The sequence below is a fragment of the Aeromonas sp. R1-2 genome (assembly GCF_040908505.1).
GTDB lineage: Bacteria > Pseudomonadota > Gammaproteobacteria > Enterobacterales > Aeromonadaceae > Aeromonas > Aeromonas veronii.
Genome location: NZ_JBFODU010000009.1, coordinates 72,247 through 89,281 on the forward strand (window position 1 = coordinate 72,247; position 17,035 = coordinate 89,281).

Below are 17,035 nucleotides of genomic sequence, written 5' to 3' on the forward strand. Positions count from 1 at the left end.
TTCAGAAGTTGAAACCGACCCCCAGGCTCAGCGCCTGATCGGCTGTGATGGCGCTGACCCCGTAGTTGGCGGTGAGGGAGAGTCTCGGTGTCAGCAGCAGGTTGGAGTTGAGCTCCAGCAGGGTGCTGGCCTTGTTGAGATCAAGATGCTTGATCTGGCTGCCGATATTGAATGCCGGAGAGAGCTGGTAGCGTATCCCCGAACTCATATTGAAACCGGATGTGCGATTCTGATCCGCTACCGCCGGGCCCGCTTCCATGAAGAGGGTCACATCATCCACCACCGGATATTGATAGCCGCTATTGACCAGCCAGAGATCAAAACTGTCGCTGTGATGGCTATGGCCATTGAGCAGCACACCCGAGTAACTTTTGACATAGAGAGACGGGTTGGATTGCGGCTGAACCACTGCCCAGTCGGCGGCCTGTGCGGCCATGCTGGCGCAGGTTGCAAGCAGTGTGATGATGAGCGATTTGACCATTCGTTTCCCCTCCCTGGGTCCGGAACTGAGCCTAAGCATGGCACATGCCAGCTGGTAGTAAAGTGAAGGGAGATCACAATAAAATCCTTTGGCATGGGCGCCAGCCATGTTAAACAGGCTGCCGTATTGATGGCTCTAATCATTAAGAGGTGAATCCATGAACAAGAAACTGACTCTGCTGGCCGCGCTGGCACTGGGAGGCTGCGCAATGGCAACAGGTTCCAGCATGGCTCAACTGCAAGCATCCAGCTGGCAGCTGCAAGGCGCCACCGGCGATACCTTCACCCTGCAAGTGGTCGACGGCAAGGTGGCGGGCAAGGGCGGCTGCAACCGCTATTTTGGCGGCATCACCAAGCAGGGTGACGGTGTCTTGACGCTGGGCGCCATGGGCTCCACTCGCATGATGTGCATCGGCGACGCCATGAACAAAGAGACCGAGTTCCTGCAAAAGCTGGAGAAGGTGGCAACTTACTCCATCAACGGCAACCAGTTGACCCTGAGCGATGCCAACAAGGCTGCCCTGCTCACCTTTAACGCTGTGCCTGCTGCCAAATAAGGCACGCGTTCGTCTGATTGCCCCGACAGCGCTGACTGTCTGATACGCCCTCCCTCTGGAGGGCGTCTGTTTATCTGCGATGAACCCTGTGTGGCCGTCCGCAACTGTTGTTCACTTGTCGATTCCTCTTTCTGCCCGGTTTGATGCCAGAATCTCGTATCTTTGCTTCGGTACGTATCTTGATCATTTCAATGATTCTTGTATAGTTGAAATGAAAGGTTGCACCAAGGGGAGTGAAGATGAACAAAGAGATGGCCACCAAGGTCTTTGAATCGCTGGCATCCGGCATCCGGCTCGATGTATGGCGGCTGCTGGTGAAGGCCGGGCTGGAGGGGCGAGTCGCCGGTGAACTGGCCAGCGAGCTCGATATTGCCCCCAATACCCTCTCGTTTCACCTCAAGGCGATGCTCAACACCGGTCTGCTGTCGGTGGAGCAGGAGGGGCGCTTTCTGCGCTACCGCGCCAATATTCCCCTGATGCTGGATGTGATCGCCTACCTCACCGAGGAGTGCTGCGCCGGTCATCCTGAGGCGTGCGGCGTGATGCGTGCCGAGTCAGCCTGCTCCCCCCATGTTCTGCCTGCGCAGCCCTGCTGCAACAAGGAGTAATGCCATGTCCTCCATTCAGATTTTTGATCCCGCCCTCTGCTGCTCCAGCGGTGTCTGCGGTACCGAGGTTGATCAGGCACTGGTCACCTTCGCAGCCGACCTTGCCTGGGCCAAGGAGCAGGGAGTTGCCATCGAGCGTTTCAATCTGGCCCAGCAGCCGATGCAATTTGCCGAGACACCTGCCGTCAGTGCTTTTCTGACCCACGCCGGGGAGGAGGGGTTGCCACTGGTGCTGGTGGAGGGACAGGTGGTGTTGACCGGCCGTTATCCGAGCCGCAGCGAGCTGGCCCGTTATGCCGGGCTGCCTGCGCCGCAAGCGGCCATCAAGGGGATCGTCAAGGGCGGTTGCTGCTCTGGCAGCGGTTGCTGCTGAGTCGCGACGCACCATTCGGGAGAGGCTATGTATCATTTTCTGACCAATCCACCGCCGTTTCTCTTCTTCACCGGCAAGGGCGGGGTGGGCAAGACCTCGCTGGCCTGCGCCAGTGCGGTGGCTCTCTGTGATATTGGCAAGCGGGTGCTGCTGGTGAGCACCGACCCTGCCTCCAACGTGGGGCAGGTGTTTGCCACCGAGATCGGCAATCGGGTCACTGCCATCGCCACGGTGCCCGGTTTGTCGGCGCTGGAGATAGATCCCCCCGCGGCGGCCAAAGCCTATCGGGAGCGGATTGTCGGACCGGTGCGCGGCAAGTTGCCCGAGAGCGTGGTGCGCAGCATCGAGGAGCAGCTCTCCGGCGCCTGCACCACCGAGATCGCCGCCTTTGACGAGTTCACCGCGTTGCTGACCGACCAAACGCTGCTGGCCGAGTATGACCATATCGTCTTTGATACGGCCCCAACCGGCCACACCATCCGGCTGCTGCAACTGCCGGGTGCCTGGAGCGAATTTCTGGAGCAGGGCAAGGGGGATGCCTCCTGCCTCGGCCCGCTGGCTGGGTTGGAGAAACAGCGAAGCCAGTATGCCGAGGCGGTCGCCGCGCTGGCGGATGCCGCTCGCACCCGCTTGGTGCTGGTGGCGCGGGCCCAGCAATCCACTCTGCGGGAAGTGGCCCGCACCCACGAGGAGCTTGCCGCCATCGGCTTGTTGAATCAGCAACTGGTGAGCAATGGCCTCTTCCCCGAAGGCGCCATTGCCGGAGATCCGCTGGCAATGGCGCTCTGGCAGCGCGAGCAACAGGCTCTCGCCCAGATGCCGCAGGGGATCAAGGGGCTGGCGCAGGATCATATCCCGCTGCTGGCCACCAATCTGGTGGGGGTCGACAGTTTGCGCCAGCTGCTGCAATCAGAGGGAACAGCCGCCCAATCCCCGACAGTACAGTCCACTGTCAAGCAAGCCCAGCCCGAGTTGAGTTCGCTGGTGGACGAGCTTGCCGCCGATGGTCACGGCCTTATCATGCTGATGGGCAAGGGCGGGGTGGGCAAAACCACCCTGGCGGCCGCCGTGGCGGTGGAGCTGGCGAGCCGCGGTTTGCCGGTGCACCTCACCACCTCGGATCCCGCTGCGCACCTGAGTGAGACCTTGGCAGCTAGTTTGCCCCATCTGGAGGTGAGCCGCATCGACCCCCACGCCGAGACCGAGCGTTACCGCGCCCAGGTGCTGGCCACCAAGGGGGCGGCGCTGGACGAGCAGGGAAGGGCACTGCTGGAGGAGGACTTGCGCTCCCCCTGTACCGAGGAGATCGCTGTGTTTCAGGCCTTCTCGCGCATCATTCGCGAGGCGGGCAAGCGCTTCGTGGTGATGGATACAGCCCCCACCGGCCACACCCTGCTGCTGCTCGACGCCACCGGCGCCTACCACAGGGAGATCGCTCGCCAGATGGGAAGCAAGGGGTTGCACTTCACCACCCCCATGATGCAGTTGCAGGATCCCAAACAGACCAAGGTGTTGATTGTGACGCTGCCCGAGCCGACGCCAGTGCAGGAGGCTGCCAATCTGCAGGCCGATCTGCGCCGGGCCGGCATCGAGCCCTGGGGCTGGCTCATCAACCACAGCTTGCAGCAAGCCGCGGTCAGTTCACCGCTGCTGCAACTGCGGGCTGAGCGCCAGTTGCCCCATATCGAGGCAGTCGAGCAGCAACACGCCAGCCGCTTCGCCGTGGTGCCGCTGCTCGCCGAAGAGCCGGTGGGGCCCGATGCCCTGCGCCGCCTCTGCCAGCACCATTGAGTCGCCGCCCCGGCCAGCAGCCGGGGCGGCTTGAATATGCCGTTACTTGTTATAAACCTGTGTTTTGAACCAATAGAAGATGCGAAATTGCGCCGCATCGGGAGCTGTGATGTCTGCAACATGTGATGCCAAGGCCGTGCCTGCCATCGGCTTTTTTGAACGTTATCTGACCGCCTGGGTCGCCCTCTGCATTCTGGTGGGGATTGGGCTTGGGCAGGGGCTGCCGGATCTCTTCAAGGCGATCGGTGCCATGGAGGTGGCCAAGGTCAACCTGCCGGTGGGGCTGCTGATCTGGGTGATGATCATCCCCATGCTACTCAAGATCGACTTTGGCGCCCTGCATCAGGTGAAGGGGCACATGAAGGGGATTGGGGTCACCCTCTTTATCAACTGGCTGGTCAAACCCTTCTCCATGGCCTTCCTCGGCTGGCTCTTTATCCGCGTGCTGTTTGCCGACTGGTTGCCGGCGGATCAACTCGACAGCTATGTGGCGGGGCTGATCCTGCTGGCGGCGGCCCCCTGCACCGCCATGGTGTTTGTCTGGAGTCGCCTTACCAACGGCGATCCCTACTTCACCCTGTCGCAGGTGGCGGTGAACGACCTCATCATGGTGTTTGCCTTCGCACCGCTGGTGGCGCTGCTGCTCGGGGTCTCCAGCATCATAGTGCCGTGGGATACCCTGCTTACCTCTGTGGTGCTCTATATCGTCATTCCGGTCATCATCGCCCAACTGCTGCGCAAGGCCTTGCTGAAAAAGGGAGAGGCCCATTTTGACGGCGTCATGACCCGCATCCAGCCCTGGTCGGTGGCGGCCCTGCTGCTCACTCTGGTGTTGCTGTTTGCCTTTCAGGGCAACGCCATCATTGAGCAGCCGCTGGTTATCGCCCTGTTGGCGGTGCCCATTCTGATCCAGGTGCTGTTCAACTCGGGATTGGCTTACTGGCTCAACCGCAAGGTGGGGGAGAAGCACTCGGTTGCCTGTCCTTCCGCCCTGATCGGCGCCTCCAACTTCTTCGAGCTGGCGGTGGCCGCCGCCATCAGCCTGTTCGGCTTTCACTCCGGCGCGGCGCTCGCCACCGTGGTTGGTGTGCTGATCGAGGTACCGGTCATGCTGCTGGTGGTGCGGGTGGTTAACGCCAGCAAACCCTGGTACGAAGCGGGGCTAAGCCGCTAACTGATGGCCGTTAACAGATGGCCACTAACTGATGCTATCCATTTTCTATTCACTTGATTAATGAGAGACACGCAAATGAGTGCAATCACCATCTATCACAACCCGGAATGTGGTACCTCCCGCAACACCCTGGAGCTGATCCGCAACAGCGGCGTGGAACCCACAGTCATCCACTATCTGGAGACGCCGCCCTCACGCGACCAGCTGGTGGCGCTGATCGCCGCCATGGCCATGCCGGTGCGCGATCTGCTGCGCAAGAACGTCCCCCCCTACGAGGCGCTCGGTCTGGCGGAAGATCGTTTCAGCGATGATGAACTGATCGATGCCATGCTGGCCCACCCCATCCTCATCAACCGCCCCATCGTGGTCACGCCGCTTGGCACCAAACTGTGCCGTCCGTCGGAAGTGGTGCTCGATATTCTGCCCGATCAGCAAAAAGGGGCCTTCGCCAAGGAAGATGGCGAGCAGGTGGTGGATGCGAGCGGCAAGCGCCTCAAGTAATCATCTGAGTACTCAAGTACGGATTGAAACAGGGCCAGCGTCACGCTGGCCCTGTTTCGTTGTGTGAACAAGTTGAAAAAGTTATTCCGGCCAATCGTTTTACCGCTTTTTCTGTGACGATGATCACTGTACCATCGCCGCCCGACCTGCCACCCGGCCGCATCTCCCCCTGCGACGGCGCTGGCGTCACCCGATACATGCTGTCACCCGGAACGTGAATGACCCCAGGATGGGACCCGCCACTAACCTGTAGGTTTGTGGTCTGCGTGTCGCGTGGGTCGGCACTTCTCTCGCCGGATCGCCCGCGACGCCTGTCTGCAGACTTGCCATATGAAACTCCTCTCTTCATAGGTGCAAGATGACACTGTTATTGAGTCTGGTCGGTATGCTGGCCCTGATGTTTATCGCCTGGCTGGCGAGTGAAAACCGCCGAGCCATCCGCTGGCGAACCGTGCTGGGGGCGCTCGCCCTGCAAACCGGTTTTGCTGCCCTGGTGCTCTATTTCCCCCCCGGACAAATCATGCTCGGTGCCATGAGCAATGGCGTCTCCGCCCTGCTCGGCTTTGCCGACAGCGGCATTCGTTTCGTGTTTGGCGATCTCGCCAGCAACGGCTTTATCTTCGCGGTGCGGGTGCTGCCGCTGGTGATCTTTATCAGTGCGCTGATCGCCGTGCTCTACCACTTCGGCATCATGCAGTGGGTGATCAGGGTACTGGGCGGCGCTATTCATCGCCTGCTCGGCACCAGCCGCGCCGAATCCCTGGTGGCCACCGGCAATATCTTCCTGTCGCAAGGGGAGTCGCCGCTGCTTATTCGCCCCTTCCTCGCCGGTATGACCCGCTCCGAACTCTTTGCGGTGATGACCTGTGGCATGGCTTCGGTGGCGGGCTCGGTGCTGGGCGGTTACGCCGGTCTGGGGGTGGATCTGAAATACCTCATCGCCGCCTCCTTTATGGCTGCGCCGGGTGGCCTCTTGATGGCGAAACTCTTGGTGCCGGAACAGCAGCAGGTGAGCGATCAGACCGAGATCACCCTCGACAAGAGCGACTACAGCAACGCCATCGACGCACTGGCGGGCGGCGCCATGGGCGGCATGAAGATCGCCGTGGCCATCGGCACCATCCTGCTCGCCTTTGTCAGCGTCATTACCATGATCAACGCCGGTCTCACCACAGTCGGCGAGTGGTTCGGCTGGGCCGATCTCTCCCTGCAGCAGTTGCTGGGTTATCTGTTTGCTCCGGTGGCCTGGCTGATTGGCGTGCCCGCTAGCGAGATGATGGCGGCAGGATCCCTGATTGGTCAGAAGGTGATCATGAACGAGTTCGTCGCCTATCTGGATTTTGCCAATATCAAGGCGGATCTGAGCGCCCACACCCAGATCATCATCACCTTCGCCCTCTGCGGTTTTGCCAATCTGGGCTCTATTGCGGTGCAGCTTGGCTCCATCGGCACCATGGCACCGGAGCGCCGTCACGATGTGGCCAATATGGGCTTCAAGGCGGTGCTGGCGGCGACCCTGGCCAACCTGATGAGTGCCACCCTAGCCGGGATCTTTGTCTCCCTCTGATGAGATAAAACGAGGCTGCGCCAGTAAAAAAGCGCCCGCCCCATCTGGGGCGGGCGCTTTGTTTTATGGGCAGGGTGCTAGCGAGTGTTCGCTTCCCCCAGCCTTGGGTTGAGGGAGAGGATCCGGGTCTTGCTGACCCGGTGGCGATAGATCTCTCGCAGATAGAGCAGCGCCTTTTTCACCGATTCACGGCTGAGGCGAATATCGTTGATGGAGACGAACTTCTCCTTCTCGCGGATAAGCTCCCGATATTTCTTCTCATACATGGGCTTGATGGCGTACCAGTTGGTATCGAGGATCTTGGCCGGGTTCTCGAACTCGTTGAGCATGCTGTCGAGCAGTGTGTCGTTCCACTCCTCATTGCTGATCATCTCGATCACCGCCTTGTCCAGATGCTCATCGAAGCGATAGTGATCCTTGGCAAAGCAGCGCTTGATAAAGGCCACGATCAGGGTCAGGAAGTCATCGCTCAGGCAGGGGCTCTTGACGATCAGGGTGGTGAGGGAGATGTTGGCCGACGCCCCGATGACCAGCGCATAGCGCTTGAGGGTGGTATTGGGGAAGAGCCCGTTGAGGTGAGACTTGAGCCGGTTGAGATCCATATAGGAGAGCTTGTACTCCTTGGGCAGGGAGATGATCGACACCACGGAGGAGCAGTTCTTGAAGAAGTGCAGCTCGTTGAGGTGGGCCGGATCATGGCCACTTTTCACATAGTCGTCCAGATACTCCCGATAGTTGCCCGCCTCGATGGGCAGCAGACTGATCCCCTCGATGGCCTGGGTCATCTTGTTGAAGTGGGGCAGCTCGATGGAACGGGTGAAGAGATCGTCCACATTGAGCCCGTCCTCCTTGTCAAACAGGCCGCCGGGGGGCGAGATGGACTCGGCATACGCCACCGCCACCGGCCCCGCCAGACTCATAAAGAGGTCGTTGGCATCGAGCCGAATGGTCTCGCTGATGTCGATGCCCGCCCGGCGAAAGTAGTTCTCGTCGTAGTCGGTGGTGACGGCCTGGGCGGTGAGAATGTTGAAGATCTGCTGGGAGATGTACTGGTTGGCGTACTTCTCCATGGTGTTGACGTCAACATGCTGGATCTCGCCATCGTCGCTCTCTTCGGCGTAGCGCATGATGTCGTTGGAGATCAGCATCATGGCATTCCAGGGCCTGATCCGCTTGAGCATGCTGGCATCGCACGCCTGCTCGTTGTCGAAGTGATAGGAGAAGTCCCACTCCTCGGCCAGGTACTTGCACAGCAAACGCCCCGCGTTGATGTGCAGCGCTTCCGAGATCTCGATACCCCGATCACAGATATTGGGCAGGATGCAGATGCCGCTGGTGAAGATGGGATCGAACATGAAGTGCTCCCCGAGGGAGAGGTGCTCCTCCTCTTCTGACGGGGGCGAAAAGGTCTTGCTCATGTAGGAGTACTGCTGGGCCAGCCCGAACTCGGAGGCCATGCCGGAGCCGGTGCCGCCCCCGGCACTGAAGATGTAGAAATAGAGGCGAGACTGGTTGGCCTTGATGCCGCAGGAGTCCACCAGATAGGTATGAATGGCCTGCCACTCGGAGTTGGCGAAGTAGTGGGGGCTCTTGTTGAGGATGATCTTGGCCAGATACTGGCCAAGGATGGGGGCGTTACCCGCGCCTCCCGCATGGATCTCCGACAAGTCCATCACCCGCATCTTGGCGTAATCACGCAATGAGCCACCTTCGCCGCTGCGATTGGAGTGGCGGATGCGGCCATCGATGTCCTTGTCCAGATCCCCCAACATCACCATGGGCTCGATCAGAAAGACCGGCCGGGCCCCGTTGTTTGGCAGTCGCAGGTTGCGCCGGATCCAGCTAACCGGACCAAACTCCTTCTCCCGCTTGCGTTGCTCTTCACTGTTGAACTCATTGAGATAAAAGCTGCGGGCGTTGTAGACCAGCGAGGCGACATCCTGCGCGATGTTGGAGCCGCAGCGTCCCAGCCCCACCAGACAGACGGACGGAAAGTTGTGGGGCACGGCGGCGCCCGTTTCGCTCTCTCCGATGGCGGCCGGAAACACCGCGTGGCGCAGCTGTTCCAGATTGGCAAGAATGCGGGCCAGATCCCCTTCGGTGTAGTAGAGGTAACGGTTGCCTACGTCCTGCTCATCATCCGTGCTGATAGGTAGCAGATCGATATGCTCGGTCATGAAAAAAGATCCCTCTTGGCGGCGAATGTATATAAATCAGCAGCTTTGGACTGCCCGCTAACTCTAGATGATAAAAAGCGGGGGCGCGGTGAGCGGAGGGCGAGAGTTGTGACTGTGTGATCATGGGCACAGCAGCGCACCGTAAATCTGCCGGGACTCCTCAATGGACGGATGGAGCAACGGCGCCCCATTCCCCTGAAAAGGGGGACGACCAGACTCAACAACGTGTTGACCCCGTGCCGGATCATCCCGCTCTGAGCGGCCTGTTTCCCTTGCGCTGGCGTGGCGGAATCAACACGAAAAAGAATTTTTAGATTGGTTTTGGTACTTCCAATCGATTATTTGATTGGGCAGTAACGGCATTAGCGGTGTCAGATTAGGGGAGCAGGTTGGCCAACGCGCCGTCAGCCAGTCTTTACGCGGTCACACAAGGAGACACTCTGATGGAAACACTTGACCAGAAAATCGACACCATGCGAGAAGCATTTATGCAGCAGGAGCGCAAACAGGCCCACGACAAGTGGCAAGCCAGGGTCGAAGAGCTGCTACAGATACGGGGTGAGGAGAGACAACCGGAGGAGCAGGAAGAGTAGTGCTCGCTCCCGGGCGAAAGTTGAGGTAGCGAACCCTTTGTATCGGCTACCCGTTATCTACCACCGATAAAAAAACCACCGACCTTTTGCAGGTCGGTGGTTTTTTTATGGATTGCGGCCGATTGGATGGCCTGACTTCCGGGCCGAGCAATGGGGTCACATCCGGGGGCGTAGGGACGCGACTACTTCGAATCGGTGACGGGCTCTTCGGAGAGCAACTCGTTAACGAGTCCTGCAGCCAGATGAATATTCGACTCCATCTTGTCGCCGTCCACCGCATTCGCTTTCCACGATTCGGGGGCTTCGGGGTGTGGCCCGGAAACCGCCACCTTGCCTTTGCCGTATGAGCTGATCAGCGCGGCAATCTGATGGTTTTGAAAGTGGGCGATGACCTTGACCTGCTCGGGGCTTGGCACTGGCGTAAATTGCGGGCCGGCCTGGTAATACATCTGGCGCTCTTCGCCAAGCCAGGTGATCGGGAAGATCCTGGCGCTAAAGTCGCCGTCATAATCATCGGATGTCGCAGGAACAAGACCCAGCGCCGGCACAAAGCCCTCCTCCTCAGACCAGCCGGCGGATGCCACAAAGGCACCCCCACAGATCCCGAGGTAGCGGCCACCATTCTGCAAATAGGTTTTTAATGCCGAGCGAGCGTCCGCGGTGAAGGCGTTGAGGAGCGGCTCAGCATCGTCCTCAGTGCCGCCAACGATAAACACCCTGGCATTATCGAGCTCTGCAGGCAGCGCCTCGATATTGGAGAGATACCTGACCGGCAACCCCACCTGCTTGACCACATCCGCAATCGCCTTGGTGCTATCCCCATCAGAAACCGGCCCGTTATAGATCAGCGCGTACGGCTCTTGCTGCGGCTGCGCAGAGGCTGCCTCTGCCATGCATCCTGTCATTAACCAAAGGCTGATAACGCTCGCAATCCGCACGACGCTTTTTGGTACATTCATCGCTGCCACTATCCCTGTGATGTGAATCGAAGAGACTACTTATCACGATCCCGTTCTGCATGTCAGCCGCTGTGAAATGAACATTTCAAGTTAACGCGCCAACGCTGATTGGGCCTGCGTTCGACACACAACGAACCAATACAGTGGGCGCACTTCACCTTCACTTCACCGAGCGGGGATAAGGTAGTCACACGTTTTCAGTTGGAGCTTTATTCTATGCCCACCATAGTCACTCACGCCGCCGTCCCTCTCTGTCTTGGACTGGGGCTTGGCAGCCGGATTATCCCGCCACGCCTGCTGCTGCCCGATGCCGATGTGCTCGCCTTTAAACTGGGGGTCGCCTACGGCCATGTCTTTGGCCACCGCGGCTTTACCCACTCACTGCTGTTTGCCTTTGCCCTGCCCGCTCTGGCCACACTGTTTCACCGCCAATTTCGGGCGAGCGCCGCCACCGTCTGGTCGTTTCTGCTTGTCTCTCTGCTCTCCCACAGCCTGCTCGATTCCCTCACCACCGGCGGCAAGGGGGTTGGTTGGCTCTGGCCGTGGCGTGACGAGCGTTTCTTCGCCCCCTGGCAGGTGATCCGGGTTGCCCCCTTCAAGCTGGAGGCCTACCTCACCGCCCGGGGTGAGGCCGTGATCCTCTCCGAGCTCTACTGGGTCTGGCTGCCGGGGGTTGTATTGATGCTGGTATTGATGGGATGGCGGGTGTCGAGAAAGGAGAAGTAGTGGTGGAGGTGGAAATGGTTATTGGATAAATTGTGGCTGAGTAAAAAATTAAAAACTGGCCCCCCATCTTTTGTGTTCTGGCGATCCAACGTCTTGTTCGGGAAGGTTGGGGGACTGATTTTTTTACCGCCAACACCTTAAAAAACACAACGCATGATAAAGATATCACGCGTTGCGAATCAATTTTAAATTTTTGGTGGCAATTACGTTATCCCATATCATTAAACCATTGGCTACACTTCCAGCGGAGATAAAATAAGAGAGTTAAGCTAATGGAAAATAATAAAATGATAACTGCATCCATTAGATACTGGCTGCCAAGCAGTTTCGCTTCAACTTCGGATAACGTTATCAATGCAGATGCCGTAATTGATAATATTAGCGGGTCGATAGCCTCATCCGGCCCAGGAGTAAAAAGCATATAACCTAATTCAATAGCTGATGATACCAAGAGAGAACCACCTATTATTAGTAAAAAATCTCTTGCGTAGAGCTTAGAAGCTAAAAATAAAGATTCAAATTTGTAGTCAGCAAATTCAAGAACTTTTAAAAGTACGGTATAGAAGATAAATGCGCCAACACCGAACTGTAAGACTACCCGAACAAACTCTGCTATTGGTTTTGCTGCGCTATATAATTTTTGAGCGCATCCTTTAGCTGGCTTGCTCGCTTCAACAACTGATTGTTTTTTACTCATGAATTAAACTCAAGTTAACTAGAAAATAGGCACTAAATTTATATGAGCTATCAATACTTCAAGTGGTTACACCTCGCATTTGTGGTTTATTTGGAGCGCGGTGGAGAACCAATCATGACAACATTCGCTTTACTCCGATGTTTCCTGAAGTTCATCTACCAGTTGCTTTGATGATTTATTCTCTAGAGAGTCTCTTTTCATTTTAAGTTTGTCAAGTAAGTAGTGGTTTGCCAAATCAAACTCGGCAAATATGGTTCCCCAAGTTTTTACATACCCTTTTATTCGGTTGTTTTTGAAACTAAACACTAGCCCAGGTTCATTCTTAGCATCTGCCGTCTCTAAAGCCGAATGGATGTCGAAATCTTTATCAGAGACTTTCCTACCAACCAGTATTATTTCAAACTTCATTTTTTCCATAGAGAAGCCTGAGTGCTCAGATATTATTCGAGCATAATCTCTAATTTGTTTAAGGTGTTTCTCGTTGAGAGCGATAGCTGGTCTCTTTATTTCAATGATCGTACACTGGTAATAAGGCTCACCGATGGAATTGAAAGCAATATTTTTCCTAGCCAAAAATAAGTCTACCTGTCGTCTTACACCATCAATATTTATCCCATCTTCTAAATCAGATGGTTCTATGTCACACTCATCAATTGAATCTATTCCTTTAATATGTTCCCTAAGATTAAGAGATATATTTTGGAAATCATCCTCTTCAGCACCGAGCACCGTGTATTTGTTACCGAAAAGCCAAGTGTTGCTTTCAATAATACCTTGTAAATCAGGTGTTTCAAGGACTTCTTTGTAGTGCTTAACCATTATTTCTCGAAGTTTATGAACTGCAAGTTCTCTCTTTTGGAGGACTTCAATAGTGCTAACAATATTTTTTAGTGATGAACTCTTTACCTGCTTTGAGAATATGTTTAGTTGATTTTCATCTAGATTAAGAATGTCGCCAACAATATCAAAAATCGTGTCATTCTCATTTGAAACAAGAATCTTATCAATTAATGCCAATAATATCCTTACAGGCTTTTCCTTGATGTTATTAAAAATGGCGGGATCAGCATAATAAAGTGACTTGACAAAAGATTTGGTGTTTTCTCTTCTCCACGTCGCTTCTTCCGACTTTAGGTTTTTGTACTCTGGGAAATATCCGCGAGCCTCATATTCATTTATTTTCTCTTCAACAAATTCCCGGAGAAATTCTTCGTATATATCGTTACTGAACTTATGTATTGCCTTTTTTAGTTTCTTAAATTCAGCGGAGTCTGGGCTAACCTGTGGAGTATCTGTGAAATTCAGAGGTGAACCATTTTTATTGAAGTTATCGAACCAATCCGATCTAGAATAAGAGCTAAGATGGAAGTTTGGCTTTTTATTAAAACTGCTTAAGTCGCGATGTAATACCCGCCCATCATGGTTAACAATATAGTTGTATGACTTTTCATCTCCTGGTTTGTTGAACCATCGAATAAAATCAATTCTAAACTCTATATTGTTGATGAGGATTTTTTTATCAATAAGAACACTCTCAGGGATGTCAACATCCAGTCCATTAACAGTTAACTTTCGCTCAGGATTTAGAATTAGTCTCCAACCAAAATAATTCTCAAGGCTTTTTCTAATTACATCCAGTTCTGGCAGGTTAGTATGAAAATTTGTAAGAACTACACATGTGCCTGATTTATATGAGCTTAATGATATATGCTGTTCTTCAGATGAAATCTCTTGTGCTGAAAAGTTACGTAGTGTATGACTGTCTATTATTATCTTAGACTCAGTATCATGGCATTTGGTGTACCACGTAGCATTTGAGCAGAGTAAATGAAAAGCAAGCCTACCCTTTCCGTGAGCACCTTGGAGGTCATCATCACCTTGCTTTGAAGATTCATTAAATCTAGAAAAATGCTGATCGCATTCTTTTATATTAATACCTGAGCCGTTGTCCAATATAGTTATAGCAGCTAGGCCATGCATCTCATTGTGCTCAATTGTGACATCAACAGATGTTGCACCAGAATCAAATCCGTTAGCAATTAGTTCAATAACTGATTGGAATGGGTATCTCTTCCATTTCGTGAAATGTTTTTTAATTCCCTCATGAGTGATATCTGCTGTACCACTTATTGCCATGTTGCCCATTTAAAAATCCATATTATTTGTATGATTGGTTTAAAATATTAAAGCTCGGCTTATAAATAGCTGTTTCGAATATCTTGTGTTTTGGACTAAAAATTGTAGGTTGGTGCTTCACGAAGTGAAGCCCAACGTTTACCGCGAAATATATCTGTAAATCTGTTTTACGGTTCAGCCACATTCTTGTTTATCCCGCTCTGATGGTGGCAATAAGGCTCGTCTGTTGGGCTTCGCTACGCTAGGTGCCAACCTGCAAAAACCACGCTACCGCCCCTGAGTTTCAGCCCCCAGACCGCTGCTTTTAACCTGTGAGAAAGCAACAATCGCAGCCATGGTATGCTCCCGAGAGAGGGATTGTCGTTTGGCTATCTTAAGGGTGAAGGCTGAGTGTTGAGAAGAGGGTTCTGGCGGGAATCTGTGTTGGATCAATAAATTAGTCATTAAGGCGTGCGCTATGTGAGCAACTCATTTGGCTGGGAATGCACCATCCCCTCACCCCAGCCCTCTCCCGTAGGGAGAGGGGGCAAGACGCCGAGAGCTGCAAGCGGGTGAGAGCGAGATAAAAAGAAAGGGAGCCGGTCAGGCTCCCTTTGATGCGGTGATGCAACGATGGCTGCTATGCGTAATGTGGATATGCAGCCGGATCACTACGGCCAATGGCATTTGACCCATGCCGCCCCTTATCGATTGGTCGCGGCCTTCATCCCTTCCACAAACTCTTTCAGACGAGTGAGCATATGTTTCGGGTTCTGGTGGTGGGTCTCGATGATCTTTACCACGGCGGAGCCGGAGATGGCACCGGCGGCGCCAGCTGCAATCGCTTCACGCACCTGAGCCGGTTCGCTGATGCCAAAGCCGAGCAGGGCGGGGGGGGCATTGAACTCGCGCAGGGTATTGATCAGCCCCTCCACCGGCATGCCAGCCTTGGTCTCGGCACCGGTGACGCCGGCGCGGCTCACCAGATAGGTGTAACCATTGCCGAGCTCCGCCACCTGTTTCAGGGTCTCGGCATCGCCATTGGGCGGGGCGATAAAGATGCTGTCGATGCCGAACTTGTCGGCGGCCGCCTTGTAGGGGGCGCACATCTGCACCGGCACGTCGGCCACCAGCACCGAATCCACGCCCGCCTGCTGGCACTTCTCGTAGAAGCCATCGATTTTGCGCACATAGACCAGGTTGGCGTAGACCAAGAGGCCAATGGGCAGCTGCGGGTACTTGGCGCGGATGCGGCCAAGCAGCTCGAAGCAGTCGTCCGGGGTGGTGTGGCTGGCAAAGGCGCGCAGGGCGGCGCCCTGAATGGTGGGGCCATCCGCCACCGGATCGGAGAAGGGAATGCCGAGTTCGAGGGCATCGGCGCCCCCTGCGACCAGCGCATCGACGATGGCCAGTGACAATTCGGGGGTGGGGTCACCCAGCATCACAAACGGCACAAAGGCGCCCTGATTGGCCGCGTCCAGACGGGAGAAGAGTTGTGCGTAACGGTTCATGACAAGGTTCCTTCTTTCTCGAAAATGTCAGCGACGGTGAAGATATCTTTGTCGCCACGGCCGGATAGGTTGACGATGAGCACCTGCTCTTTTTCCGGTTCACTGCGGGCCATCTTGAGGGCGTGGGCCAGTGCGTGGGAGGACTCCAGCGCTGGTATGATGCCTTCGGATTTGGCCAGCTCCTGGAAGGCGTCCAGCGCCTCCTTGTCGGTCACCGAGGGGTACTCGGCGCGGCCGATGGCGGCCAGATGGGCGTGCTGCGGGCCGACGGAGGGGAAATCGAGCCCCGCCGAGACGGAGTAGGACTCCTGGATCTGACCCTGAGTGTCCTGCATCAGGTAGGAGTGCATGCCAAAGAAGACCCCCTTGCTGCCGTGACCCAGCGGCGCACCGTGCTCGCCACTCTCGATGCCGTGACCACCCGGCTCGACGCCGATAAGGCGCACTGAAGGCTCATCGATAAAGTCGGCAAACATGCCGATGGCATTAGAGCCGCCGCCGACGCAGGCGATCACTGCATCAGGCAGCCGCTCCTCCTTCTCGAAGCACTGGGCCTTGGCCTCTTCGCCGATCATCTTCTGGAACTCCCGCACGATAGTGGGGAAGGGGTGCGGGCCAGCGGCGGTGCCGAGCAGGTAGTGGGCCGACTCGTAGTTGGCAGCCCAGTCGCGCAGCGCCTCGTTGCAGGCATCTTTCAGGGTGCTGGAGCCGGAGTGCACTGGGATAACGGTGGCGCCCATCAGCTTCATACGAAAGACGTTGGGCTTCTGGCGCTCGCAATCCTTGGCACCCATATAAACCCGGCACTTGAGGCCGAGCAGGGCACAGGCCAGCGCAGTCGCAACGCCATGCTGACCGGCACCGGTCTCGGCGATGATCTCGCTCTTGCCCATCCGCTTGGCCAGCAGTGCCTGACCCAGCACCTGGTTGGTCTTGTGGGCGCCGCCGTGCAGCAGGTCTTCACGCTTGAGATAGAGGCGGGTCTTGGTGCCCTTGGTCAGATTGCGGGTCAGGGTGAGCGGAGTCGGGCGACCGGCATACTCGGTCAGCAGGGACTGAAATTCGGCGATAAAGGCCGGATCATCCTTGGCATCGACAAAGGCTTTCTCCAGCTGGAGCAGGGCCGGGATAAGGATCTGGGGCACATACATGCCGCCAAATTCGCCGAAAAACGGGTTGAGCAGGGTCATGGCTTCTTCCTTGTAT

16 protein-coding genes are annotated in these 17,035 nt (G+C 55.8%); 9 read left to right on the plus strand and 7 right to left on the minus strand.

Features of this window, described 5'->3' with window-relative positions:
- Position 1: 1 nt before the first annotated feature.
- Positions 2-481, minus strand: coding sequence for a hypothetical protein (locus tag AB5Y76_RS01920; RefSeq protein ID WP_005359117.1), 480 nt, complete (start codon positions 479-481; stop codon positions 2-4).
- A gap of 157 nt (positions 482-638) precedes the next feature.
- On the opposite strand from AB5Y76_RS01920, the gene AB5Y76_RS01925 reads away from it, so the two are divergent.
- From AB5Y76_RS01925 to AB5Y76_RS01955, 7 genes are all read left to right on the plus strand, one after another.
- Complete coding sequence (locus AB5Y76_RS01925) at positions 639-1,037, plus strand: META domain-containing protein (RefSeq protein ID WP_005359119.1); 399 nt, start codon at positions 639-641, stop codon at positions 1,035-1,037.
- A gap of 239 nt (positions 1,038-1,276) precedes the next feature.
- Positions 1,277-1,645, plus strand: coding sequence for a helix-turn-helix transcriptional regulator (locus tag AB5Y76_RS01930; protein WP_005338181.1), 369 nt, complete (start codon positions 1,277-1,279; stop codon positions 1,643-1,645).
- Positions 1,646-1,649: 4 nt separating this feature from the next.
- Positions 1,650-2,018: an arsenite efflux transporter metallochaperone ArsD gene (gene arsD, locus AB5Y76_RS01935; protein WP_005347398.1), complete on the plus strand. Its 369-nt coding sequence runs from the start codon at positions 1,650-1,652 to the stop codon at positions 2,016-2,018.
- Between the two features lie 27 nt (positions 2,019-2,045).
- Entirely contained in the window at positions 2,046-3,809 is a 1,764-nt protein-coding gene (arsA, locus tag AB5Y76_RS01940; RefSeq protein WP_263717882.1) for an arsenical pump-driving ATPase, read from the plus strand.
- A 109-nt stretch (positions 3,810-3,918) separates the two neighbouring features.
- The gene (arsB, locus tag AB5Y76_RS01945; protein WP_005338173.1) at positions 3,919-4,983 is read left to right on the plus strand and encodes an ACR3 family arsenite efflux transporter; all 1,065 of its coding nucleotides are present in this window, start codon (positions 3,919-3,921) and stop codon (positions 4,981-4,983) included.
- A 75-nt stretch (positions 4,984-5,058) separates the two neighbouring features.
- The gene (gene arsC / locus AB5Y76_RS01950) at positions 5,059-5,484 is read left to right on the plus strand and encodes a glutaredoxin-dependent arsenate reductase (protein ID WP_005338171.1); all 426 of its coding nucleotides are present in this window, start codon (positions 5,059-5,061) and stop codon (positions 5,482-5,484) included.
- 358 nt (positions 5,485-5,842) lie between these two features.
- Complete coding sequence (locus AB5Y76_RS01955; RefSeq protein ID WP_021230483.1) at positions 5,843-7,051, plus strand: NupC/NupG family nucleoside CNT transporter; 1,209 nt, start codon at positions 5,843-5,845, stop codon at positions 7,049-7,051.
- A gap of 77 nt (positions 7,052-7,128) precedes the next feature.
- Here AB5Y76_RS01955 and AB5Y76_RS01960 read toward each other — a convergent pair whose 3' ends face one another.
- Positions 7,129-9,228: a hypothetical protein gene (locus tag AB5Y76_RS01960; protein ID WP_368177655.1), complete on the minus strand. Its 2,100-nt coding sequence runs from the start codon at positions 9,226-9,228 to the stop codon at positions 7,129-7,131.
- Between the two features lie 443 nt (positions 9,229-9,671).
- On the opposite strand from AB5Y76_RS01960, the gene AB5Y76_RS01965 reads away from it, so the two are divergent.
- The gene (locus AB5Y76_RS01965) at positions 9,672-9,821 is read left to right on the plus strand and encodes a hypothetical protein (protein WP_005338159.1); all 150 of its coding nucleotides are present in this window, start codon (positions 9,672-9,674) and stop codon (positions 9,819-9,821) included.
- Positions 9,822-10,003: 182 nt separating this feature from the next.
- Here the strand turns inward: AB5Y76_RS01965 and AB5Y76_RS01970 are convergent, their stop codons facing one another.
- The gene (locus AB5Y76_RS01970; protein ID WP_368177656.1) at positions 10,004-10,780 is read right to left on the minus strand and encodes a BPL-N domain-containing protein; all 777 of its coding nucleotides are present in this window, start codon (positions 10,778-10,780) and stop codon (positions 10,004-10,006) included.
- Between the two features lie 216 nt (positions 10,781-10,996).
- Between AB5Y76_RS01970 and AB5Y76_RS01975 the strand changes: the two genes are divergently transcribed.
- Entirely contained in the window at positions 10,997-11,506 is a 510-nt protein-coding gene (locus AB5Y76_RS01975) for a metal-dependent hydrolase (RefSeq protein WP_368177657.1), read from the plus strand.
- 208 nt (positions 11,507-11,714) lie between these two features.
- Here AB5Y76_RS01975 and AB5Y76_RS01980 read toward each other — a convergent pair whose 3' ends face one another.
- The 4 genes from AB5Y76_RS01980 to trpB form a co-directional block, all read right to left on the minus strand.
- Complete coding sequence (locus AB5Y76_RS01980) at positions 11,715-12,203, minus strand: hypothetical protein (protein WP_368177658.1); 489 nt, start codon at positions 12,201-12,203, stop codon at positions 11,715-11,717.
- 129 nt (positions 12,204-12,332) lie between these two features.
- Complete coding sequence (locus AB5Y76_RS01985; protein WP_368177659.1) at positions 12,333-14,348, minus strand: ATP-binding protein; 2,016 nt, start codon at positions 14,346-14,348, stop codon at positions 12,333-12,335.
- Between the two features lie 674 nt (positions 14,349-15,022).
- A complete protein-coding gene (trpA, locus tag AB5Y76_RS01990) occupies positions 15,023-15,829 on the minus strand; it encodes a tryptophan synthase subunit alpha (protein WP_368177660.1) in 807 nt (268 codons plus the stop codon).
- The gene (gene trpB, locus AB5Y76_RS01995; protein WP_106552996.1) at positions 15,826-17,019 is read right to left on the minus strand and encodes a tryptophan synthase subunit beta; all 1,194 of its coding nucleotides are present in this window, start codon (positions 17,017-17,019) and stop codon (positions 15,826-15,828) included. The genes trpA and trpB overlap by 4 nt, the downstream gene beginning before the upstream one ends.
- Positions 17,020-17,035 lie beyond the last annotated feature (16 nt).